This is a genomic window from Devosia sp. FKR38 (assembly GCF_005222805.1).
GTDB lineage: Bacteria > Pseudomonadota > Alphaproteobacteria > Rhizobiales > Devosiaceae > Devosia.
On the sequence record NZ_STGC01000002.1, the window covers coordinates 576,426 to 598,658 of the forward strand.

Sequence of the window (22,233 nt, forward strand, 5' to 3'; positions counted from 1 at the left end):
CCGTCGCTCAGCGGCTGGCGCCGTCGATGGCCTTGTCGGCCAGGCGCTTGGCGGTATCGGCTTCATAGGCGCGCACGATGCGGCCCACCAGGGCGTGGCGCACCACGTCCTTGTCGCCAAAGCGCGAGATATGCACGCCCTCGACGCCATCGAGCAGGTTGACGGCTTCGACGAGGCCGGATTTCTCGCCGCGCGGCAGGTCGACCTGGGTGGGGTCGCCGGTGACGATCATCTTGGAGTTCTCGCCCAGGCGGGTCAAAAACATCTTCATCTGCATGGAGGTGGTGTTCTGGGCTTCGTCCAGGATCACCACGGCATTGGCCAGGGTGCGGCCGCGCATGAAGGCCAGGGGCGCCACTTCGATGATGCCCGAGGTGATGCAGCGCTCGACCGTTTCGGGCTTCATCATGTCATAGAGCGCGTCATAGAGCGGACGCAGATAGGGATCGACCTTCTCCTTCATGTCGCCGGGCAGAAAGCCCAGGCGCTCGCCGGCTTCGACGGCGGGACGGGAGAGGATGATGCGGTTGATGTCGCCGCGTTCGAGCAAGCTCGCCGCATGGGCCACCGCCAGATAGGTCTTGCCGGTACCGGCCGGGCCGACGCCGAAGATCAGCTCGCTGCGGTCCATGGCGCGCATATAGGCGTCCTGGGACGGGGTGCGGGCGACAACGGTGGATTTTCGCGTGGCGATCTGGGCCATGCGCACCTTGCCCTTGCGCTCCAGCGTGGGGAGCGTGAGCTGGCTGTCTTCGGTCTGGATCATGCGGATCACGCCATCGACATCGGAGATATCGATGCTGTGGCCTTCCTCGAGGCTGCCATAGAGCGATTCCAGCACGCGGCGGGCCTGGTCCACGGCGCTGGCAGCGCCCTTGAGCAGAACATGATTGCCGCGGGGGGTGGCCGTTACCTTGAGACGCTGTTCGATCAGCGCCAGGTTCTGGTCGAAGTCGCCATAGAGCTGGGCAGCCAGGCGATTGTCTTCAAAAGCGAGTTCGAGTTGGGATGCGAGTGCGTTGTCTGCGGTCGGGGACAAGTGCCTGCTCAAACTGGTGTGGCTCCACGCTCAGCGCGGCTGCGGGCTTGCGCCGCGACTACATTGACGAGGCTAGGACGATTTGCCCCCCGTGTCTGTAGCAATATTGTGACAAGGCCGGCGATCGGCAAGGGCGCGGACCAATACCATTTCGCCCTTGCACAACGCGGCCATCGCGCTATAGTGAACCATATGGTTCAGTTTTCCCAAACCCGCTTTGACCGCTCCTTCGCCGCGCTGTCCGACGCCACCCGCCGGGGCGTGCTGGAACAGCTGATGCGATCCGACGCCTCGATCACCCAGCTGGCCGAGAGCTTCGACATGACGCTGACGGGCATGAAAAAGCACATCGGCGTGCTTGAAGAGGCGGGGCTGGTCACCACGCAGAAGATCGGGCGGGTGCGCACCTGTCGGCTCGGCGTCAGCGGGCTCGCCGAGGAAGCGCAATGGATCGAGCGCTATCGCCGGCTCTGGGAAGCGCGCCTCGATGCCTTGGACAGTGTCGTTCAGGACCTCAAACACAGGGAGAGCAGCAATGGTCACTAGGCAGGACGATAGCGCAGCCGATGGGCGCACGACGGTCAGACGGGTGTCGGACACCGAAATGGCGGTGACGCGCGTCTTTGACGCGCCGGCGCGGCTGGTGTTTGAGGCCTGGAGCGATCCGGCGCTGTTCCAGCGCTGGTGGGTGCCCAAATCGCTGGGCGCAATTCTGCGCGCCTGCACCATGGATGTGCGCAGCGGCGGCACCTATCGCCTCGAATTCGCCGAGGGGGGCGACACAAGCTTTGCCTTTTTCGGCCGCTATCTCGATGTCGTTCCGCCGCACCGCATCGTCTGGAGCAATGACGAAGGCCCGGACGGCGCCATTTCCACCGTCACCCTGGTCGAGGTGGACGGCAAGACGCATTTGACCTTCAGCGAAGTCTATCCCAGCAAAGCCGCCCTCGAAGCCTCCCTGGGCGGCCTCGACGCCGCGCCCGAACAGTTCGACCAGCTCGACGCTATCCTTGTCGAGCTGGCAGGCTGAGGCTGGGGCCTATGTCCGCAAGGACAGGTGGAATCGCGCATAGTGCTCGAAGGTCTCGACCTTGCGAAAACCTGCGCGTTCCAGCGCAGCAGCACTCTTGTGGTTGCCATGGGTCACGCCGGCATAGATGTCGGACGCGCCCAGATCGTCGCGGGCATAGGCGCATGCCGCCAGAATGGCTGCGGTGGCGTAGCCCCTGCCGGTCGCATCTTCCGCCAGCCAATAGCCGATGCTGTAGCGCGGCGGGTCTACCGGGACGAGATCGAGGCGTCCCACCAACTGGTCATTGGCGATCAGGCCGAAGCACAACGGCTCGTTGGCCTGGCCAGCCAATGCATGGACCATGTCATCCAGCGTAGCGGCGACCAGATCGCCATAGTCTCCGTGAGCCGTCAGGTGCGCGGCGCTGTCCTCGACAAGGCGGTGCAGTGCTGGCGCGTCGCTTGCGCACAGCGCGCGCAGGACCAGATTTGGGATGACGGTGTCTATCGCCTGCCCCACTGCTTATGCCCCCAATGGCTGAACCGACTCACGCCGATCCGGCAAGAACTCGAGCGTCGTATTCGCCCAGGGATGCGATAATCTGGACACCCGTCTCGTTCCGTTCGGGGTCCAAATAGTGATGGGCGGGACTACCCGAAGCCGCCAGTGCGCTCAGCTGGCCGGCCACAAACAGCGCCTCGGTCGCAGAAATCTCCCACGTGAATTGAGCGCCGTCTTGGGCCAGGCTGCCGCTCGAAGCCGTCGGCACGACACTGAGCCTGGTGCCCCGATGGTCCAGCGTCACGTGGCGGCGGGACGAAATCTCCTGGGCGAACCAAAAGAAGGACTCCGCGTCGCCGAGGATCAGCAGGGTCGGCTCAGGGAAATCCACGAGCCCGATCTGCAAGGCAATCGAGCTCATGGCGCCTTACGCCGCCACCGCCTGCTTCAGTCGGCCAACCAGCGAGTTTGTGCTGGTGCCGATGATCTCCACCGGATGGATCGCGCCGATCAGATCGGTTGAGCCCTCGAGATGCACCGCCTGCAGATAGGGCGAGCGGCCGCCGACCTGGCCGGGCATGCGGCCGGGGCGTTCGATCAGCACGGGCAGGGTCTTGCCGACGCAGCTGAGATGGAAGGCCGTGGTCTGGGCATTGACCAGTTCCTGCAGCCGGTAGAGCCGCTCGGTCTTGACCTCTTCGGCGATCTGATCGCCCAGGCCTGCGCCCGGCGTGCCGGGGCGGGTGGAATATTTGAAGGAATAGGCCGAGGCATAGCCGACCGCGCGGATGATGCTCAGCGTGTCCTCGAAATCCTGGTCGGTCTCGCCGGGGAAGCCGACGATGAAATCGCCCGAGAGCGCCATGTCGGGCCGCGCGGTCTTGATGCGCTCGATCACGGCCAGATATTCGGCCGCCGTGTGACGCCGGTTCATGGCCTTGAGGATGCTGTCGGACCCCGACTGCACCGGCAGGTGCAGATAGGGCATCAGGATATCGAGGTCGCGATGGGCTGCGATCAGGGCATCGTCCATGTCGCGGGGATGGCTGGTGGTGTAGCGCAGGCGCTCCAGCCCGGGAATTTCGGCCAGGAGATACGCCAGCTCGCCCAGGCCCACCACGCGGCCCTTGTCGTCGCCGTGATAGGCGTTGACGTTTTGACCAAGCAGGGTGATTTCGCGCACCCCGGCGTCGACGAGGCCACGCGCCTCGGCCAGCACCTGGCTCACCGGGCGGCTCACTTCAGCGCCGCGGGTATAGGGCACCACGCAGAAGCTACAGAATTTGTCGCAGCCTTCCTGCACGGTCAGAAAGGCGGTCAGGCCCCGCTTGATGGTCACTTCCTTGCGGGCGGCCGGCAGGTGCTCGAACTTGTCTTCCTCGGGGAAGTCGGTGTCGATGATCGCCTTCTTGAGCGCGGGATGGAGGTGCCGCTGGCCTTCGGCGCGGGCCAGCATGTCGGGCAGCTTGTGATAGGCCTGCGGTCCGAACACCATGTCGACCACCGGGGCGCGGCGGGCGATTTCCTCGCCCTCGGCCTGGGCCACGCAGCCAGCCACGCCGATCAGCATGTCGCCGCCCAGCGCGCGACGCTCGGTCTGCAGCTCCTTGAGGCGCCCCAGCTCGGAAAACACCTTCTCGGATGCCTTTTCGCGGATATGGCAGGTGTTGAGCAGCACCAGATCGGCTTGCGCCATGTCGAGCGTGGTCACATAGCCGTGCGGCGCCAGCGCATCGGTCATGCGGTCGCTGTCATAGACGTTCATCTGGCACCCATAGGTCTTGATGAACAGCTTCTTGGTGTTGGGGCGGGGCGGGGTCATCTCGGTCATGCCGGCTCTTTACCAGACTTTGCGGTGAGCGTCATAGCCAGTGAAAGGCGTCGGCTGCGCCTTTCAAGCCGGGACGGCCATATGGCCTGCCGCAGAATCGGCCCGCCGGCCGGGCCTCTGGGCAGCCGAGGGCGCAATATGGTCTGGCGTTGGGGCGGCATTTGCACTATAGGGACGCCTGTCGCGGGCCCATTGGACCGGCGACATCTCATGGCCCCTCCTGGACGACATCCCGGCCGGGGCGACCGCAATCCTCATTTTGAAGGGATCTAACCGATGTCGATCACTGCCGAGCGCAAGACCGCTCTGATCAAGGAATATGCCAACTCTGCCAACGACACCGGCTCGCCGGAAGTTCAGGTGGCGATCCTGTCGGAACGCATTGCCAATCTGACCGAGCATTTCAAGGGCCACGCCAAGGACAACCATTCCCGCCGCGGCCTGCTCAAGCTGGTTTCGACCCGCCGCAGCCTTCTCGACTACGTCAAGAAGGTCGACGAGGCTCGCTACAAGACCTTGATCGAAAAGCTCGGCCTGCGCCGCTAGGCGCGCCAGCAGAATTGCGGGTGCGGGGCCTGTCTCCGCACTCGCCGCCGTCCACCCGCACCGTGCGGGGCGGCGAAAAGCGTAGACCGGCGCATGCCGGAGCATGGCAGGATTATTGGCCGCTCCCCTCGCCTCACGCTCAGCAAAATCAGGCAATGGTTTTGATCACGTGAGGCACCCGGACATGTTCGGGAGCTGCTTGTTGTCTTGCCCATGTTTCGTCTTCGCCAGACGCAACAGTGCCTGATTTTGAGCCTGGACCGCACATGGGGTGGGGTCGCAGGTGCGGGCGCACCGGATGAGTTCGCGGGATGACCTACGCCTCCCGCGTTACCGCTCAGCCGGCAGAATGGAAAGACGATAGCAATGACGATCAATTTTGATCACCACAAGGTCGAGCTCAACTGGGGCGGCCAGCCGCTGACCCTGGAAACCGGCAAGATCGCCCGCCAGGCCGATGGCGCCGTGCTCGCCACGCTGGGCGAGACCGTGCTGCTGGCCACCGTGGTCAGCGCCAAGAGCGCCAAGCCGGGCCAGGACTTCTTCCCGCTCACCGTGAACTACCAGGAAAAGTATTTTGCCGCTGGCAAGATCCCGGGTGGCTATTTCAAGCGTGAAGGCCGTCCGACCGAGAACGAGACCCTGGTTTCGCGCCTGATCGACCGTCCGATCCGTCCCCTGTTCCCCGAAGGCTACAAGAACGAGACCCAGGTGGTCGTCACCGTTCTGCAGCACGACATGGAAAACAACCCCGACGTGCTGGCCATGGTTGCCGCCTCGGCGGCCCTGACCATTTCGGGCGTGCCCTTCATGGGCCCGATCGGCGCTGCCCGCGTCGGCTATGTCGATGGCCAGTATGTGCTGAACCTGCCCGTTGACCGTCGCAGCGAATCCAAGCTCGACCTGGTCATGGCCGGCACCGATGATGCCGTGCTGATGGTTGAGTCCGAAGCCAAGGAACTCAGCGAAGAAGTCATGCTGGGCGCCGTGATGTTCGGCCATGCCGAGAGCCGCAAGGTGATCCAGGCCATCATCAAGCTGGCTGAGCTGGCTGCCAAGGAACCCCGCGACTTTACCCCGCCCGATTACTCGGCGCTGGAAAAGGAAGTCCTGGCTGTTGCCGAGGCCGACCTGCGCGCTGCCTACAAGATCACCGACAAGCAGCAGCGCTATGCTGCGGTCGATGCCGCCAATGCCAAGGTGAAGGCTGCTTTTGCGGCCCGCGTCGAAGCCGGCGAATTCTCCAAGGAAGATCTCGGCGAGGTGGTGCACAACCTCCAGGCCAAGATCGTGCGCTGGAACGTGCTCGACACCGGTCTGCGCATCGACGGCCGCGATCTCAAGACCGTGCGTCCGATCGTGTCGGAAGTGGGCGTGCTGCCGCGCACCCATGGTTCGGCCATCTTCACCCGTGGCGAAACCCAGGCGCTGGTCGTTGCCACGCTGGGCACGGGCGATGACGAGCAGTACATTGATAGCCTGGAAGGCACCTACAAGCAGAACTTCCTGCTGCACTACAACTTCCCTCCCTACTCGGTGGGTGAAGCTGGCCGCATGGGTTCCCCGGGCCGTCGCGAAATCGGCCATGGCAAGCTGGCCTGGCGCGCGATCAATCCGATCCGTCCCTCGATCGAGGAATTCCCCTACACCATTCGCGTGGTGTCTGAGATCACCGAGTCCAATGGCTCGTCCTCGATGGCAACCGTGTGCGGCACCTCGCTGGCGCTGATGGATGCCGGCGTGCCGCTGGCGCGTCCGGTGGCCGGCATTGCCATGGGCCTGATCCTGGAAGGCGAAAAGTTCGCCGTGCTGAGCGACATCCTGGGTGATGAAGATCACCTGGGCGACATGGACTTCAAGGTGGCCGGTACCGAAGCGGGCGTCACCAGCCTGCAGATGGACATCAAGATCGCCGGCATCACCGAGCAGATCATGAAGATCGCGCTCGAGCAGGCCAAGGGCGGCCGTATCCACATCCTGGGCGAAATGGCCAAGGCCATCACCGCGTCCCGTTCGGAAGTGGGCGAGTTCGCGCCGCGCATCGAGACCATGAAGATCCCGACCGACAAGATCCGTGAAGTGATCGGCACCGGCGGCAAGGTCATCCGCGAGATCGTGGAAAAGACCGGCGCCAAGATCAATATCGAGGACGACGGCACCATCAAGATCGCCTCGAGCGACGGCAGCCAGATCGAAGCGGCCATCAAGTGGATCCGCTCGATTACCGACGAAGCCGAAGTGGGCGCCATCTACCAGGGCACCGTGGTCAAGACCGCCGATTTCGGCGCGTTCGTGAACTTCTTCGGCGCCAAGGACGGCCTGGTCCACATCAGCCAGCTGGCTGAAGCCCGCGTTGCCAAGACCACCGATGTGGTCAAGGAAGGCGACAAGGTCTGGGTCAAGCTGCTCGGCTTTGACGAGCGCGGCAAGGTCCGGCTGTCCATGAAGGTGGTCGATCAGGCCACTGGCAAGGAAATCAAGGAAGAAGCCGCCGAGTAAGTCCGGCGCTTCACCCGTCATCAAGGCCCGGAGCAATCCGGGCCTTTTTGCTGCGCCCACCGCGCTTTGGGCCCTGATATCAATCACAATTCCGCGAGAGCGGTGCCCCTGCCCAAGCCGTGGCTGGATTGAGGCTTTCCTGCACTAGCGAAGCGGGGCCGCAACCCCTAGTGAACCCATCAAGTATTGTCTTTTGTCCGTTCGAACCCCGATTAAGGTTTCACCTTGCTCTCTCGTCGCTTGTTCATGATCGGCCTGCCGGCCGTCGCTCTCGCCGCCTGTTCCAGCACCCGTACGCCGGTGGTGCAGGAGCAGCGCATCGATCCCTATTACCAGGCGATGTATGGCACGCTGACCAACGAGAAATTCGTCGTCCAGGCCATGGATCTGCGCCGCGTCGATCCGCAGTTCTGGCGCCAGGAAGTGCCCTATGTCACCTCTGAGCGTCCCGGCACGCTGGTGGTCGATACCCCCAACCACTTCCTCTATCTGGTGCTCGAAGGCGGCCGGGCGCTGCGCTATGGCGTCGGCGTGGGCAAGAGCGAAGCCCTGGTGTTCCGCGGCACGGCCACCATCGGCCGCAAGGCCGAATGGCCGCGCTGGACGCCGACCCAGTCGATGATCAAGCGCGAACCCGACCGTTATGGTCCCTATGCCGGCGGCATGGAAGGCGGCCCGACCAATCCGCTGGGCCCGCGCGCGCTCTACCTCTATAAGGATGGCCAGGACACGCTGTTCCGCCTGCATGGCACCACCGAGCCCTATACCATCGGCACCAATGTGTCCTCGGGCTGTATCCGCCTGATGAACCAGGATATCATCGATCTCTATGGCCGCGTGCCCACCGGCACGCGCGTTGTGGTGATCAACGCCTGATTGCGGCTTCCGGCCCCGTGGCCGGGCCAATGCCGCGACAGTGGGGCGCCTTGCTTCGGAATCCGTAGTCACCGAAGCGAAGTTCACTGCTGTCGCGACACTGGCCCGGCTCTCAGGACAAGCAACACGACAGACAAAAGGCCCGGTGAGCGATCACCGGGCCTTTGTGTTTCTGGCGCGCGTGCGGAGCCCGCAGCGCGACTGATTGCAGACCTAGACCTGCTGCACCGATTCCACGCCCGGCACAAAGTGGCGGAGCAGGTTCTCGATGCCGCTCTTGAGCGTGGCGGTCGAGGATGGGCAGCCCGAGCAGGCGCCCTGCATGTGGAGGAACACGGTGCCTTCCTTGAAGCCCTTGAAGGTGATGTCGCCGCCGTCCATGGCCACGGCCGGGCGCACGCGGGTGGCCAGCAGCTCCTTGATCACTTCGACGGTCTCGCTGTCGTCGGCGTCGAAGAATTCATCGACCTCGTCGTGATTGGCGATGGCGGGGCCACCTTCCTGAATCACCGGCTTGCCGGAGAGGAAGTGATCCATGATCACGCCCAGGATGGCGGGCTTGATATGGGCCCAATTGGTGTCGTCCTTGGTCACCGAGATGAAATCGGAGCCCAGGAACACGCCCGAAACGCCGGAAATGGCGAACAGGCCGGTGGCCAGGGGCGAGACGCTGGCGGCGTCCGGACCGCGGAAATCGCGCGGTTCACCCACCAGCACGTCGCGTCCGGGCAGGAACTTGAGCGTGGAGGGATTGGGCGTGGCTTCGGTCTGAATGAACATCGGGGCGCCTGCGGTTTACGATTAGAACGCTTCTAAAATAGTCTTTTGGGCTCAGGATGCAAGGGCAAATGCCCTGTGCGGACCGTCTGCATGGCGCCTGCGCGTCAGCAGATGGCAATGATCTCGTCGTCGCTCATGCGGCCGGGCACCACGGTCAGGGGAATGGGCAGCGCGTGGGCGCGAGCGGCAAAATGGGTCACCAGCGGACCGGGGCCCTCATTGCCGGTGGAGGCCGCCAGCACCAGGATGGCGATGTCGCGATCCTCGCCGATCAGCCTCTCGATCTCCTCGGCGCCTTCGCCTTCGCGGATCACCGATTCGACCTTGACCTCGCCGATGTCGCGGATGCGGGCGAGGCGGGCATCGAGATTGCGCTCGGCCAGTTCCACCGCCTCGGCACGCAACACGTCCTCAACGCCCAGGCCGATGAATTCGGGCTTCTGCACAATGCTCATCAGCACCACCGTGCCGCCGGTGCGCTTGACGCGATAGGCGGCAAAGGTCAGGGCGCGGTCGCATTCGGCGGTCTCGTCGATCACCACCAGGAATTTGCGCTTGTATTCGGTCGCGTACATGGCCGGACCTCCTGGCTAGCGGACAAAGCCGACGATTTTGCGCACATCGTCCATCACCGGCTGGGCAATGGCGCGGGCACGCTCGGCGCCGTCGCGCAGGATGGCGTCCATTTCGCCGCGGTCGGCGACGAGGCGCCGCATTTCCCCGGCAATCGGGGCGAGCACGGAGACGGCGAGATCGGCCAGTGCCGGCTTGAAGCTGCCCCAGCCCTGGCCGCCATATTGGGCCAGCACGTCATCAACGCCGGTATTGGCGAGCGCGGCATAGATGCCCACCAGGTTTTCCGCCTCGGGACGGTCGGCGAGCCCGGCCGCCTCGCTGGGTAGGGCCGCGGCATCAGTGGTGGCGCGCTTGATCTTTTTGGCGATGAGGTCGGCATCGTCCATCATATAGATGGTCGAGAGGTCCGAGGCGTCGGACTTGCTCATCTTCTTGGTGCCGTCCTTCAGACTCTTCACGCGCACGGCCGCCCCGGTGGCCAGGGTCTCGGTGATGGGGAAGAAGTCGCCCTTGATGCCCAGCGCCTTGATCTGCTTTTTGTAGTCGTGATTGAACTTCTTGGCGATGTCGCGGGTCAATTCGAGATGCTGGCGCTGGTCTTCGCCGACCGGCACGGCCGTGGCCTTGTAGAGCAGGATGTCGGCCGCCATCAGGCTGGGATAGGCGTATAGGCCCAGCGAAACGGCTTCGGAATTTTCTCCGCCTTCGCTGGTGCCCACCTTGTCCTTGAACTGGGTCATGCGGCTCATCCAGCCGACGCGGGCGACGCAGTTGAAGATCCAGCCGAGCTCGGCGTGTTCCATCACCTGGGACTGGTTGAAGATGATCGACTTCTTGGGGTCCAGGCCCGAGGCGATATAGGCGGCCGCGATCTCATAGGTCCAGCGCTTGAGATCCTCGGGGTCCTGCCAGACCGTGATGGCGTGCATGTCGACCACGCAATAGATGGTCTGATGCGTCTCCTGCAGCGGCACGAAGCGGCGGATGGCGCCCAGGAAATTGCCCAGATGCAGATCGCCCGAGGGCTTGATGCCGGAAAAGACGCGGGGAGTGAAAGTCATAAGTCACACCGATCAGGTTTAGCAGCCTGCCGAAGTACACCCGCAGGCCAAAGGGAGCAAGTCAGCCGCGCCGCCGCAACCGGCGCCAGAGCATGCCCAGGGGCTGGGCGCCGGTGATGTGGACGAGGGTGAAATAGACGATTGTGCCGAACACGCAGATGGCAAACAGCGCCACAGCCTGGATGGCAAAGCTGGCGCCGGGCGCGAAGATGCCGCCGGCGCGCTGGGCCATCAGATAGAGCACGCCGGCCATGATGAGACTGCTGGCAATGGTCAGCACATGCTTGCGCAGCGAGGCCATTGGCAGGGCGAAGTAGCCGCGCCGCGCCAGAAAAAACGCCAGCATGATGGCGTTGAGCCAGGACGAGAGTGTGGTGGCCAACGCAATGCCGACATGCTGCAGGCTGGGGAACAGCAGCAGCGACAGACCTATATTGGCCACCACCGAAATGCCGGCAAAGACGGTGGGCGTGATGGTGTCCTTGCGCGAGAAAAAGCCCGGCTGCAGCACGCGGATCAGCACAAAGGCCGGCAGGCCCCAGGCATAGCCGACCAGCGCCTCGGCGACATGGGCGCTGGCGCTGGCGTCAAAGGCGCCGCGCTCGAACAGCACGCGCACGATGGGCAGGGCGAGCGAAGCCAGCGCCGCCGCTGCCGGCATGGAAAGCAGCATGGCCAGCAGCAGCGACTGGTCCTGGCTGGCCTTGGCCTCGGCGTCGCGCCCGGCGCTCAGGTGCCGGCTGAGTTCGGGCAGCAGCACGGTGCCAATGGCAATGCCGATAATGCCCAGCGGCAGCTGATAGAGCCGGTCGGCATAGGAGAGGATGGAGATGGCGTTTGCGGCCGTCGAGGCGATGACCGTGCCCACCACGATGTTGATCTGGGTGATGCCCCCGGCCAGGATCGCCGGAATGGCCAGCAGCCAGAAGCGGCGCACCTCGGCATTGGGCCAGGGCAGGCCCAGGCGCGGCACAAAGCCCGAACGGCGCACCGCGCCATAGACCAGCGCCAGCTGGGCAATGCCGCCCAGCATGGTGGCGATGGCCACCCAGAAGGCCGCATCGGCCTTGTCCTCGAGCACGAAAATGGCCAGCGGCACCAGGGCGGCGATATTGACGATATTGAGGATCACCGGGGCAAAGGCGGCGGCAAAAAAGCGGCCCAGCGTGTTCAGAATGGCGCCATAGGCGGCCATCAGCGACATGCAGGCCAGATAGGGAAACATGATGCGGGTGAGAAACACCGTCAGCGCGAATTTTTCCGGATCGGTAAAGCCCGGCACGAAGACCCGCATGATGGGTTCCATGAAGATTTCGGCCAGGATGGTGATCACGACGATGGCCGCCACCAGCCAGCTCATGATGCGGCTGGCCAGGAGCTTGGCCTGTTCCTCGCCCTGGGTTTCCAGCGCCGAGGAGAACATGGGCACAAAGGCGGTGTTGAAGGCGCCTTCGGCAAACAGGCGGCGGAACAGATTGGGGAAGCGGAAGGCGGCATTGAAGGCGTCTGCTGCCGGGCCGATGCCCAGCACTGCCGCCATCAGGGCATCGCGGGCAAAGCCGGCGATGCGCGACACCAGTGTCAGCCCGCCCACCGAGAGGAAGTTGCGGTAGAGGCTCATGGTTGGGAGAAGGCCCGAACCGTTCCGGCTGCCCTTCCTCCCCCTTGAGGGGAGGGTAGCGCCGCTTGGCCGGCCAGGCCTAGCAAAGCTGGGGTGGGGGGGGCCTTGCGGCTCACAAATGGACCCCCACCCTCGGTCCCTCCCCTCAAGGGGGAGGGAGGCGATTGAGCCGGCGGTCCAGACCTATCCATTGGCCACCTTCTCGGCGGCGCGGGGGTGGAACACGCCCATCAGCGCCTCATAGATCTTGCGCTGGCGCGGCTTGCTCATGATCTTCTGGCCGGTGAGGTCGGTGACGTAGAAGACGTCCACGGCCTTTTCGCCATAGGTGCCGATATGGGCCGAACCGATGGTCAGGCTCAGATCAGCGATCTGGTGGGTCAGCGCATGCAATAGGCCCGTGCGGTCGAGGCCGGAGACCTCGATGACGGTGAATTTTTCGCTCAGCGCATTGCTGACCGAGACCTGGGCGGGCAGCGAGAAGGGCTTCAGGCGCCGATTGTGGCGGCTGTCCTTGCTCTGGTCGATCTGCACCTGGCGCTTGCCCTGCAGCAATTGCTTGACGGTATCGATGATGCGGGTGGCGCGAACCTTTTCGTCCTCGTCACTGGTGAAAGCCCGGCGCAGGCGGAAGGTATCGATGGCGCGGCCGTCGCGGGTGGAGAAGATCTGCGCCCCGATGATGGAGGCATCCTGCATGGTGCAGGCGCCAGCGATCAGCGAGAGCAGGCGGGGGTGGTCGGGCGTATAGAAGCTCACCTCGGTGATGCTCTCGAAGGCCTTGACGCGGATCGAGCCGGCGAAAGGCTCGCCGGCCTTGTCGGCCTGGCGGATCATGCGCGCATGTTCGAGCTGCAGTTCGGGCTCGGCACGCAGCCAATAGTGGTCATAGTGGCGCGCGAGATAGGCCTGTACCTCGTCGGCGGGCCAGGCTGTCAGTGCCTGGGCCAGCTGCTGGCGGGCGGCGCCGATGCGGTCGGACTGGGTCACCTGGCTGTGGCCGCCCGAAAGCAGGGGTTCGGTGGCATAATAGAGGGCGCGCAACAGGCTGCCCTTCCAGCCGGTCCATACGCCCGGGCCCACGGCGCGGATATCACAGGCGGTCAGGATCAGCAGCAGCGCCAGGCGTTGGGGCGATTGCACCACATCGGCAAAGGCCTTGGCGGTCTCGGGATCCTGGATGTCGCGGGCCTGGGCGATCTCGCTCATCAGCAGGTGATACTCGATCAGCCAGGCGACCGTATCGGTCTCGGCTTCCGACAGGCCCAGTCGCGGGCAGAAGCGGCGGGCGACGCGGGCGCCGGCGATGGAATGGTCTTCCGGGCGCCCCTTGGCGATATCGTGCAGGAACAGCGCCACATAGAGCAAGCGGGTGTCGTTGAGCTGGGGCAGCAGTTCGTGGGTCAGCGGCAGCTGGTCGCGCAGCCCGCCATTGGCGATATCGGCCATCACGCCCACCGAGCGGATCAGATGCTCGTCCACCGTATAGTGGTGGTACATGTTGAACTGCATCAGGGCGACGATCTTGCCGAATTCGGGCACGAACTTGCCCAGAACACCGCTCTCGTTCATCTGGCGCAGAATGCGCTCGACCGATTGCGGCGCGGTCAGAATGGTCAGGAAATGCTCATTGGCTCGGGGGTCATTGCGCAGTCTGTTGTCGATCAGGCGCAGCGAGCGGGAGATGTGCTTGATGGCGTCGGGATGGAACAGCAGCTGTTCGCGCCCGGCCACCAGGAACATGCGGATCAGGTTGACCGGGTCTTTCTCGAAGACATCGGGGCCGGCAATGTTGAGCCGCCCGGTATCGAGCACGAAATCGGTTTCGCCCTTGATCTTGGACTTGCCGGGGCGGAAAGGGGCCAGCACGCGGCCCACCAGATCCATATCCTTGGCGTGGTTGAATTCGAGACTCGCGCAGATGATGCGGGTGAGGTCGCCCACGTCCTTGGCCACCAGGAAATAGCGCTTCATGAAGCGCTCGACGCCCAGCATGCCGACGCGCTGGGCATAGCCCATGCGCTGGGCCAATTCGGGCTGCACGTCAAAGGTCAGCTTTTCCTCTGAGCGCCCGGTGACGAAATGGAGGTGACAGCGCACCGCCCACAAAAAGTCCTCGGCGCGGAAGAACAGGCGGTATTCGGCGGCGCTGAGCACGCCCTTGCCCACCAGCTCATGGCTGGTCTTGACCTGGTAGAAATATTTGCCGATCCAGAACAGGGTGTTGAGGTCACGCAGCCCGCCCTTGCCGTCCTTGATATTGGGCTCGACCACATAGCGGGTATTGCCCATGGCCTTGTGGCGCTCGTCGCGCTCGCTCATCTTGGCGGCGATGAATTCGGGACCGGTGCGCGGCATGATCTCGTTTTCAAAGCGCTGCACCAGCTGGGTAAAGAGCCCCTTGTCGCCGGTGAGATAGCGGGCTTCGAGCGTCGCCGTACGCACGGTCATGTCGGCGCGGGCCATGCGGATGCACTCATCCACCGAGCGCACGGCGTGGCCGACCTTCTGGCCGAGGTCCCAGAGCATATAGAGAATATATTCGGTGACCTGTTCGCCCCAGGGCGTCTGCTTGTAGGGCAGGATGAACAGCAGGTCGATATCGCTGCCGGGGGCCAGCGTGCCCCGGCCATAGCCGCCCACGGCGGAGAGCGCGATGGCTTCGGCGCCCGAAGGATTGTCCACCGGATAGACCCGGCGGGTGGCAAACATATGCAGGGCGGTGATGATCTCGTCCTGGGCATTGCTCAGGTTCTGCGCGCAGCGCTGGCCCTTGCCGGAAACCAGCAGTTCCGCCTCGGCGCTCTTGCGCGCTTCGGCCAGGGTCTGGCGCACATGGGCCAGCACGGCGGCGCGGGCGGGGGCAGATTTGGGCGCGTGCTCGCCGATCACGGCATCGAGCTCGCCCAGAATGGTTTCGGCGGACTTGAGCACGAACAGCGATTTTCGCGGTTTGGCGTCAGCTTCGGCGAGCGTCATCGCGGAGTTTCTTTAGTTCGTAGAGCGCTTCGATCGCTTGCTTTGGGGTCATCTCGTCCGGGCGAACCGCGTCGAGCGCTGTCAATACGGGGTCGTTCGGCACCGGCTTTGGCGGCGTCTGGTGCGCAAACAGAGGTAGATCGTCTAGCACGCTGGCCTTGCTGCTGGAAGAGGCGGTTCCGCTCGAGCGCTGTTCGAGCACGGTGAGCACCTGGCGGGCCCGCGCCAGCACCGGCTCGGGCAGGCCGGCGAGCCGGGCAACCTGGATACCATAGGAGCGGTCGGCAGCGCCGGGGCCCACTTCGTGCAGGAACACCACCTCGCCCTCCCATTCGCGCACCTTCATGGTGACATTGGACACACGGGCGAGGGTCCGCGCGAGGCTGGTCAGCTCATGGAAATGGGTGGCAAACAGCGCCCGGCAGCCGGTGGCGTCATGCAGGGCCTCCACCGCCGCCCAGGCAATGGACAGTCCATCAAAGGTCGCCGTGCCGCGGCCGATTTCGTCGAGCACCACAAGGCTCCGCCGCGTCGCGCGGTTGAGAATCGCTGCCGTCTCGACCATTTCGACCATGAAGGTCGAGCGGCCATGGGCGATATCGTCGCTGGCGCCGACGCGGGAGAACACGCGGTCCACCACGCCGATATGGGCTTTGCTGGCGGGCACGAAACTGCCCATCTGCGCCAGGATGGCGATCAGCGCGTTCTGGCGCAGAAAGGTGGATTTACCGCCCATATTGGGCCCGGTCACCAGCCAGAGCCGGCCACCGCCGCTGGCCTCGTCGCCGGAGAGATCGGCATCATTGGCGACAAAGCTCTGGCCGGCGGCCATCACCATGTCCTCAACCACCGGATGGCGGCCGCCGATGATCTCAAAGGCCAGGGAATTGTCGATCTCGGGCCGGGTATAGCTGCGCGTTGCCGCCAGATGGGCCAGCGCGGCGGTCACATCCATTTCGGCCAGCGCATCGGCGAGGCTGCGCAGCAAAGCGGTCTGGCTCAGAACAGCCTGGCGCAGGCTGGCAAACAGGCGCAGCTCGATATCGAGCGCGGCCTCATGCGCCCGGGCGATGCGGCCCTCGAGCTCGGCCAGCTCAGTGGTGGTGAAGCGCATGGCATTGGCCAGCGTCTGGCGATGGATAAAGCTCTGTCGATGCGGCTCTTCGAGCAGCCGCGTGCCATGGGCCGCGGGCACTTCGACGAAATAGCCCAGCACGCCATTGTGCCGGATCTTGAGCGAGCGGACGTCGGTCTCCTCGATCAGCCGGGCCTGGAGGGCGGCCACCACATCGCGGGTCTGGCTAGCGAGTGCCCGTTCATTGTCCAGCGTCTCGTCATAGCCGGCGCGGACAAAGCCGCCGTCGCGGGCCAGCAGCGGCATGTCATCGTCCAGCGCCAGCGCCAATTGGCTGGCCAGGTCGAGGGGCGCCGCCGCCAGCGTGGTGCCCAGCCGCGCCAGCACTTCGGGCGCGTCCTCAATCCTCTGCAACTGGCCGGCCAGCGCCGACGCCGCCGAGATGGCGCGGCCGATGGCGGCGAGGTCACGCGGCCCGCCGCGATCGAGCGCCAGTCGGGTCAGGGCACGGGCCAGATCGGGCACGGCCTTGAGGTCGCTGCGCAGGCGGGCGGTGAGCATGGTGTCGTTGCTGAGCAGACTGACCGCGTCGAGCCGGGCATTGATCGGCCCGGCCTCGGCCAAAGGCGCCGCCAGCCGCGCCGACAACAGGCGCGAGCCCGGCGCGGTCACCGTCAGATCGATGACATGGCGCAGCGCACCGCGGGCCTGGCCGCGCTGGGTCTGGTGCAGTTCAAGGCTTGCCCGCGTGGCGGCGTCGATGGCCATGTGACGGCCAGCCGCTTCGGGTTGTGGCGCGCGCAGCGCCACGCCGACGCCCTTCTGGCTGTCGCTGACATAGGCGACCAGCGCGCCCAAGGCGCCGCGCGCCGCCCGCGACAGCATGGTGGGGTCAAAGCTCTCGGGCGGAAAGGCGGCGCGCAGGCTCTGGCTGGCGGCCTGGCTGTCAAAGCTTTCGGCAGGTGCGGCATGGGCGATGGCGCCCCAGGCCGGGGCAAACAGATGCCGCTCGGTCAGGGCCTGGCGCGTCGTTTCGGCCAGCAGCAGTTCGGCCGGAGCGATGCGGGCCAATTCGTCAGCCAACTGCTCGGCGTCCAAATCCGCCGTAAAGGTCTCGCCGGTCGACACATCGGCCCAGGCGAGGGCAAAATCGGTCTCGCCATGGCGCAGCATGGCCAGGGCCGCCAGGAAATTGGAGGCGCGGGCATCGAGGTGATCGTCCTCGGTCAGCGTGCCGGCGGTGATCAGCCGCACCACATCGCGCTTCACCACCGATTTGGCGCCGCGCTTTTTGGCTTCCTTGGGGTCTTCGACCTGTTCGCAGATGGCGACGCGGTGGCCGAGCTTGACCAGCTTGTTCAGATAATCATTGGCGGCGTGGATGGGCACGCCGCACATCTGGATGTCTTCGCCCAGATGCTTGCCGCGCTTGGTCAGCACAATGCCCAGGGCAGCGCTGGCGATCTCGGCGTCCTCGAAGAACAGCTCGTAGAAATCGCCCATGCGATAGAACAGCAGATAGCCGGGATTGACCGCCTTGATCTCGAAAAACTGCGCCATCATGGGCGTCAGCGCCGCCGAGGGCAAACTGGCATTGGCCGCGGGGGAAGAATTGTCCATGAGCTCAGGCGGTTCGGGCAAACAAGGCGCGAACTTAGGCGTTTGTGACCGATAAGCCAATCGGGCGCAGGACAGATTTGCCCGGGATTGCGCGCGGGCGCTCGGCGCTATTGCGCCGTCTCACTGAGCGACGGACAGAGAGAGGGGCCGCCCTAAGGCAGCCCCGCCCCCAATCAGCGCGAGGCCGGCAGGTCGTAGATCTTTTCGATATCGTCGAGGGCAAAATTGGCAGCCATGATACCGCCGGCGGTGGCCCAGACAGCATCGGAGACGGCATAAACATGGCCGGCCTTGGCGGCCTCGAGGTTCTGCCACAGCGCTTCGGCCTGCCAGGACTGCGCTTCGCTATCGGCCTGGCCGTCGCCGGTCTCATAGGTGAAGTGCAGGATGCGGTCGGCCGCCAGTTCGCCGATGCGCTCCTTGGTGATCAGCCCGGCGAGGCCCTCAGCCTGCTGCGCCACGGGACGAGCAAAGCCGATATCGCTCAGGATCGCGCCGGAAAAGCTGGCCGGGTAATAGGCGTAGCTCTGCCCGGCAAGGAAGCGAATCACCGAGATTTCATCGGTGGCGTGGTCGCCCAGGCCGGTCCTGATGCTGGCGACGCGGGCGGCATAGGCATCGAGCAGGGCCTGGCCCTTGTCAGCCGCGCCGGCGGCATCGGCATAGAGTGCCATGTTCTGCTTCCAGGTGCCCTGGATGGTGTCGGCCATCACGGTGGGGGCGATGGCGGCGAGCTGGTCATAGATCTTTTCGTGGCGGCGCTTGTTGCCCAGGATCAGGTCCGGCTGCAGCACGGCAATGGCTTCGAGATCGGGCGCCAGTTCCTCGCCAACCACCACGGTGTCAGCCAGGTCGGTCTGGAGATAGTCGTACCAAGGGTCCGAATTGGCCGAGCGCGCCGCGCCCACCGGGACGATGCCGAGCGCCACCATGTCCTCAGTGGCTTCATTGGTCAGCGTCACCACGCGCAGCGGGTGGTCGGGCACGCTGGCGGTGCCCATGGCATGGGTGATGTCGCGCGCCATGACCGGCGCCGAAAGGGCAAGCGCCAGCGTGAGCAATCCGGCCCGCAGCACATGATGAAAAGACATGGTCTTCCTATAAGTAGAGTATAATACTCAGCTTTAATGCCTCTCTCGGGCCTCGCCTGTCAAGCGGCCGCCGGAACGCTGATGCGACGGTCGAGGCGGCGGAGAATGACCAGCATGGCCAGGGCGCTGGCGGCCGGCACGGCGGCGAGCACAGTCCAGGGCAGGGCGGCGTCAGGCCCGGCCACCAGCGCCCGGTCGAGCAGGCCACCCAGCGCCACATTGCCCACTAGAACGGCGATGCCGCCCGAGGAGGCCAGCGCGCCATAATAGACGCCCAGCGCCCGGGCCCCGGCAAAGTGCGGCACCAGGTCCATGCCGATGGGGCGGACAATGCAATGGCCCAGCGTCAGCAGCACGACCAGGGTCACCGCCGGCGCGAGGCGCATGAGCCCGGGCATCGCCGCGTGCGGCGCGCTGAGCGCCACGGCGGCAAAGCCCAGCGCCATCAGGGCAAAGCCCAGCGGCAGGCTGCGCTGATAGCCCATGGCGCGGGCCAGCCGGGCGATCGGCAATTGCAGGGTGATGACCAGCAGCGAGGCAATCATGAACATGGGCGCCAGGTCATGGTCATTGCCGCCCGACCGGGTGATCTCGACCGGCAGGGCCAGATAGAGCTGGTTATAGCTGAAGAGAAACGCCGCATGGGCCGTGACGAAGGCGAGAAACAGCCGGTCGGTGAAAATGGTGCCCCAGTCGAGCCCGCGCGGCGTGGGGGAGGGCGCCGGTGCATCCTGCGGCAGGAAGCGGCCGAGGATCAGCCCGGCCACCACAAAGACTGCCGCGCCGATCAGGGCGATGGCCTGAAAGCCGATGCCGATCAGCAGCGCCCCCAGCAGCGGCCCCAGCACGGCGCCGCTCTCACCCCAGACGGCGAGGAGGGCGAAATACTGCGCCCGCGTGCGCTTGCCCTTGGCCTCGCTGGCCGCGCCAAGCTGCGCCACCAGCGTCGAAATGGCCGGCGAGAACAGCGCGCCGCCGACGCCTGTGAGGCAGGCGCCCAGCACCACCATGCCCAAGCTCCCGCCCAGCCCGAGGCAAAGATAGCCCAGCACGCGCACCACGCAGCCCAAGAGGATCAGCCGCCGCGTGCCCAGGCGATCGGAGAGGGCGCCGCCAAAGACGAACAGGCCCTGCTGGCAGAAGGTGCGCAGGCCCAGCACCAGGCCGATGCTGGCCCCGGCCAGCAGCAGATCATCGCGCAGATAGGCCGCCAGAAACGGCACCACCATGTAGAAGCCGAGGTTGAAGACCAGCTGGTTGGACAGCAGCAGAAAGGGATGAACCGGCACGCACGGGATCCGAACAGGACAAACACCGCGCAGCACTGCCGCAGCCGGCCGAAGAAAACAAGACTGGATTAGTCCAGTTTATCATGAGCGCGAGAAAACGCGCCCGTTGAGGGTTTCAGGGTTTGGACGGATCGCGCCCGTAGGCGCGATCCGCAGCCGTCTACACCTCGTAGCGATCGCTCTCGTGCCGCACCGGGCGATAGACAAAATAGTCAAAATCCGCCGGGCTGGCCGTGCCGTTGAGGTCATGGGCCGCCACGCCAACGAAGGCGCCGGTGAAGCTGCCATGGGCCTGGTGGCCGCCGCATTCATCCGAGAGCAGCGACGCGTCGAGCACCGGGCCGATGGGGGTGAGCTCGCCGCCTTCGAGACCATAGAAGAACTGCAGCGCGCGGCCCCGAATGCTGAGCGCCAGGCGGATTTTGCCGGTCTGGGGAATGGAGACCGGGGCGGCCGGGAAGCTGAGATGACCATCCGGCCAGCTCATTTCCGAGCTCATGATCAGCAGTTCGCGCTTGCCGTCCGAATGGGCCGTCACCGCCAGATAGAAGAAATTGTAGCGGCTGTAATAGGCCGTCAGCCCCGCCATGGTGCGTTCATCGGTGGGGGTAAAATCCACCAGAGTTTCGGCATCATAGGAGAAGTGCTGCTGCCGGCGGGCGACCAGCGCCTGCTCGAACCAGGAGCCGGGAGATTCGCGCCCAAACAAACGGAGTTTGTTGGACTCAAGGGAAAAGATGCGCTCGGTTTCGGGGGTGCGCAGCCACTGAAAGTCGATGGGCAGGCCCTTGTCGAAACCATAGCGCTGCTCGGCCCAATAGGGCGCGTCGTCGCGCGTGCCGGGCACCTCGACATGCAGCGACGGCACGGGGCCGTGTTTCACGTGAATCCAGTCGTCATCGCCCCAATAGGCTTCCTGGATCGCCGTCTCGCGACCCAGCACGCAGCGGCGCTCCTGGGTGGTGGGGCGGCCGGTGAGATGCACGAGGAAGGTCTTGCCATCAGGCGTTTCCACCAGATCGCCATGGCCGGCGCGCTGCAGCGGCGCAAGCGGAGCGTCCTTGGAGGTCAAGATGTGCTTGTCGGGATGGGTCTCGTATTGCCCGTCGATAGTGCGTGAGCGCGCGAAGGTGCAGGCATGCTCATAGGCCGTGCCGCCTTCTGCCGTCAGCAGATAGTACCAGGGCGTGCCATCCTTGCCCTTGCGCTTATAGAGATGCGGCCCCTCGACCAGCTTGAGGTCGGTGCCCTGATAGATGTTCTTGATCGGGCCGACGAGCTTGCCCGCCTTGGGGTCGAATTCCTGCAGCGCGATGCCAGCGAACAGCAGCGGCCGGCGGCGGTGGTCCCAGAGCATGTTGACGAACCATTTGCGGCCATCGTCATCGTGGAACAGGCTCGGGTCGAACCCGGAGGAATTCATATAAATCGGATCGCTCCAGGGCCCCTCGATGTTGTCTGCCCAGACGATGTAATTATGCGCATCCTTGAACGAGCCGTCCTTGCGCTTGACGTCGGTATAGACCAGCCAGAACTTTTCGCCGTCATGGCTGAGGCAGGGCGCCCAGACGCCGCAGCTATCGGGATCGCCGCGCATGTCGAGCTGGCTCTGGCGCGTCAGCGGCCGGGTCAGCAGCGTCCAGTTGGCAAGGTCCTTGCTGTGATGGATCTGCACGCCGGGGAACCACTCGAAGGTCGAGGTGGCGATGTAATAGTCCTCGCCCACCCGCAGGATCGAAGGGTCGGGGTTGAAGCCGGGCAGGATGGGATTGGTCAGTTGGGGCATGGTGGCTTTCCTCTGGGCGCGCTCACGATAGCCACAACCACCGCGCGTCAC

18 protein-coding genes are annotated in these 22,233 nt (G+C 64.8%); 5 read left to right on the forward strand and 13 right to left on the reverse strand.

What is annotated here, in order from left to right:
- Positions 1 to 7: 7 nt before the first annotated feature.
- Positions 8 to 1,039: a PhoH family protein gene (locus tag E8M79_RS02805; protein ID WP_248304873.1), complete on the reverse strand. Its 1,032-nt coding sequence runs from the start codon at positions 1,037 to 1,039 to the stop codon at positions 8 to 10.
- A 192-nt stretch (positions 1,040 to 1,231) separates the two neighbouring features.
- On the opposite strand from E8M79_RS02805, the gene E8M79_RS02810 reads away from it, so the two are divergent.
- Positions 1,232 to 1,585: a metalloregulator ArsR/SmtB family transcription factor gene (locus E8M79_RS02810; RefSeq protein ID WP_137150401.1), complete on the forward strand. Its 354-nt coding sequence runs from the start codon at positions 1,232 to 1,234 to the stop codon at positions 1,583 to 1,585.
- A complete protein-coding gene (locus E8M79_RS02815) occupies positions 1,575 to 2,069 on the forward strand; it encodes an SRPBCC domain-containing protein (RefSeq protein ID WP_137150402.1) in 495 nt (164 codons plus the stop codon). Before E8M79_RS02810 ends, E8M79_RS02815 begins: the two co-directional genes overlap by 11 nt.
- 9 nt (positions 2,070 to 2,078) lie before the next feature.
- Here E8M79_RS02815 and E8M79_RS02820 read toward each other — a convergent pair whose 3' ends face one another.
- From E8M79_RS02820 to miaB, 3 genes are read right to left on the reverse strand one after another with little or no spacing between them, the layout of a single operon-like run.
- A complete protein-coding gene (locus E8M79_RS02820) occupies positions 2,079 to 2,570 on the reverse strand; it encodes a GNAT family protein (protein WP_137150403.1) in 492 nt (163 codons plus the stop codon).
- Between the two features lie 28 nt (positions 2,571 to 2,598).
- Positions 2,599 to 2,973 carry a hypothetical protein gene (locus tag E8M79_RS02825; RefSeq protein ID WP_137150404.1) on the reverse strand — a complete coding sequence of 125 codons (375 nt, stop codon included), beginning with the start codon at positions 2,971 to 2,973 and terminating at the stop codon, positions 2,599 to 2,601.
- A gap of 6 nt (positions 2,974 to 2,979) precedes the next feature.
- A complete protein-coding gene (gene miaB, locus E8M79_RS02830) occupies positions 2,980 to 4,383 on the reverse strand; it encodes a tRNA (N6-isopentenyl adenosine(37)-C2)-methylthiotransferase MiaB (RefSeq protein WP_137150405.1) in 1,404 nt (467 codons plus the stop codon).
- A gap of 276 nt (positions 4,384 to 4,659) precedes the next feature.
- Between miaB and rpsO the strand changes: the two genes are divergently transcribed.
- The 3 genes from rpsO (at position 4,660) to E8M79_RS02845 (ending at position 8,304) form a co-directional block, all read left to right on the forward strand.
- Positions 4,660 to 4,929, forward strand: a complete 270-nt coding sequence (gene rpsO / locus E8M79_RS02835) for a 30S ribosomal protein S15 (protein WP_137150406.1) — start codon at positions 4,660 to 4,662, stop codon at positions 4,927 to 4,929.
- A 366-nt stretch (positions 4,930 to 5,295) separates the two neighbouring features.
- Entirely contained in the window at positions 5,296 to 7,428 is a 2,133-nt protein-coding gene (gene pnp, locus E8M79_RS02840; protein ID WP_137150407.1) for a polyribonucleotide nucleotidyltransferase, read from the forward strand.
- 246 nt (positions 7,429 to 7,674) lie between these two features.
- Positions 7,675 to 8,304 carry a L,D-transpeptidase gene (locus E8M79_RS02845; RefSeq protein ID WP_137150856.1) on the forward strand — a complete coding sequence of 210 codons (630 nt, stop codon included), beginning with the start codon at positions 7,675 to 7,677 and terminating at the stop codon, positions 8,302 to 8,304.
- A 213-nt stretch (positions 8,305 to 8,517) separates the two neighbouring features.
- Here E8M79_RS02845 and E8M79_RS02850 read toward each other — a convergent pair whose 3' ends face one another.
- The 9 genes from E8M79_RS02850 to E8M79_RS02890 form a co-directional block, all read right to left on the reverse strand.
- The gene (locus E8M79_RS02850; RefSeq protein ID WP_137150408.1) at positions 8,518 to 9,084 is read right to left on the reverse strand and encodes a NifU family protein; all 567 of its coding nucleotides are present in this window, start codon (positions 9,082 to 9,084) and stop codon (positions 8,518 to 8,520) included.
- Positions 9,085 to 9,188: 104 nt separating this feature from the next.
- The gene (locus E8M79_RS02855) at positions 9,189 to 9,659 is read right to left on the reverse strand and encodes a universal stress protein (RefSeq protein ID WP_137150409.1); all 471 of its coding nucleotides are present in this window, start codon (positions 9,657 to 9,659) and stop codon (positions 9,189 to 9,191) included.
- A gap of 15 nt (positions 9,660 to 9,674) precedes the next feature.
- On the reverse strand, positions 9,675 to 10,721 hold the full coding sequence (gene trpS, locus E8M79_RS02860; RefSeq protein WP_137150410.1) for a tryptophan--tRNA ligase: 1,047 nt from the start codon (positions 10,719 to 10,721) through the stop codon (positions 9,675 to 9,677).
- 61 nt (positions 10,722 to 10,782) lie between these two features.
- Positions 10,783 to 12,342 carry a murein biosynthesis integral membrane protein MurJ gene (gene murJ / locus E8M79_RS02865; protein ID WP_137150411.1) on the reverse strand — a complete coding sequence of 520 codons (1,560 nt, stop codon included), beginning with the start codon at positions 12,340 to 12,342 and terminating at the stop codon, positions 10,783 to 10,785.
- A gap of 183 nt (positions 12,343 to 12,525) precedes the next feature.
- A complete protein-coding gene (locus tag E8M79_RS02870) occupies positions 12,526 to 15,321 on the reverse strand; it encodes a [protein-PII] uridylyltransferase (RefSeq protein ID WP_137150412.1) in 2,796 nt (931 codons plus the stop codon).
- Entirely contained in the window at positions 15,302 to 18,016 is a 2,715-nt protein-coding gene (gene mutS / locus E8M79_RS02875) for a DNA mismatch repair protein MutS (RefSeq protein WP_137150413.1), read from the reverse strand. The genes E8M79_RS02870 and mutS overlap by 20 nt, the downstream gene beginning before the upstream one ends.
- 173 nt (positions 18,017 to 18,189) lie before the next feature.
- On the reverse strand, positions 18,190 to 19,107 hold the full coding sequence (locus E8M79_RS02880; RefSeq protein WP_137150414.1) for an iron-siderophore ABC transporter substrate-binding protein: 918 nt from the start codon (positions 19,105 to 19,107) through the stop codon (positions 18,190 to 18,192).
- 59 nt (positions 19,108 to 19,166) lie between these two features.
- Positions 19,167 to 20,396 (reverse strand): MFS transporter, encoded by a 1,230-nt coding sequence (locus E8M79_RS02885; protein ID WP_205747858.1) that lies wholly within the window; start codon positions 20,394 to 20,396, stop codon positions 19,167 to 19,169.
- Between the two features lie 160 nt (positions 20,397 to 20,556).
- Positions 20,557 to 22,182, reverse strand: a complete 1,626-nt coding sequence (locus tag E8M79_RS02890; RefSeq protein WP_137150415.1) for a glycoside hydrolase family 43 protein — start codon at positions 22,180 to 22,182, stop codon at positions 20,557 to 20,559.
- Positions 22,183 to 22,233 lie beyond the last annotated feature (51 nt).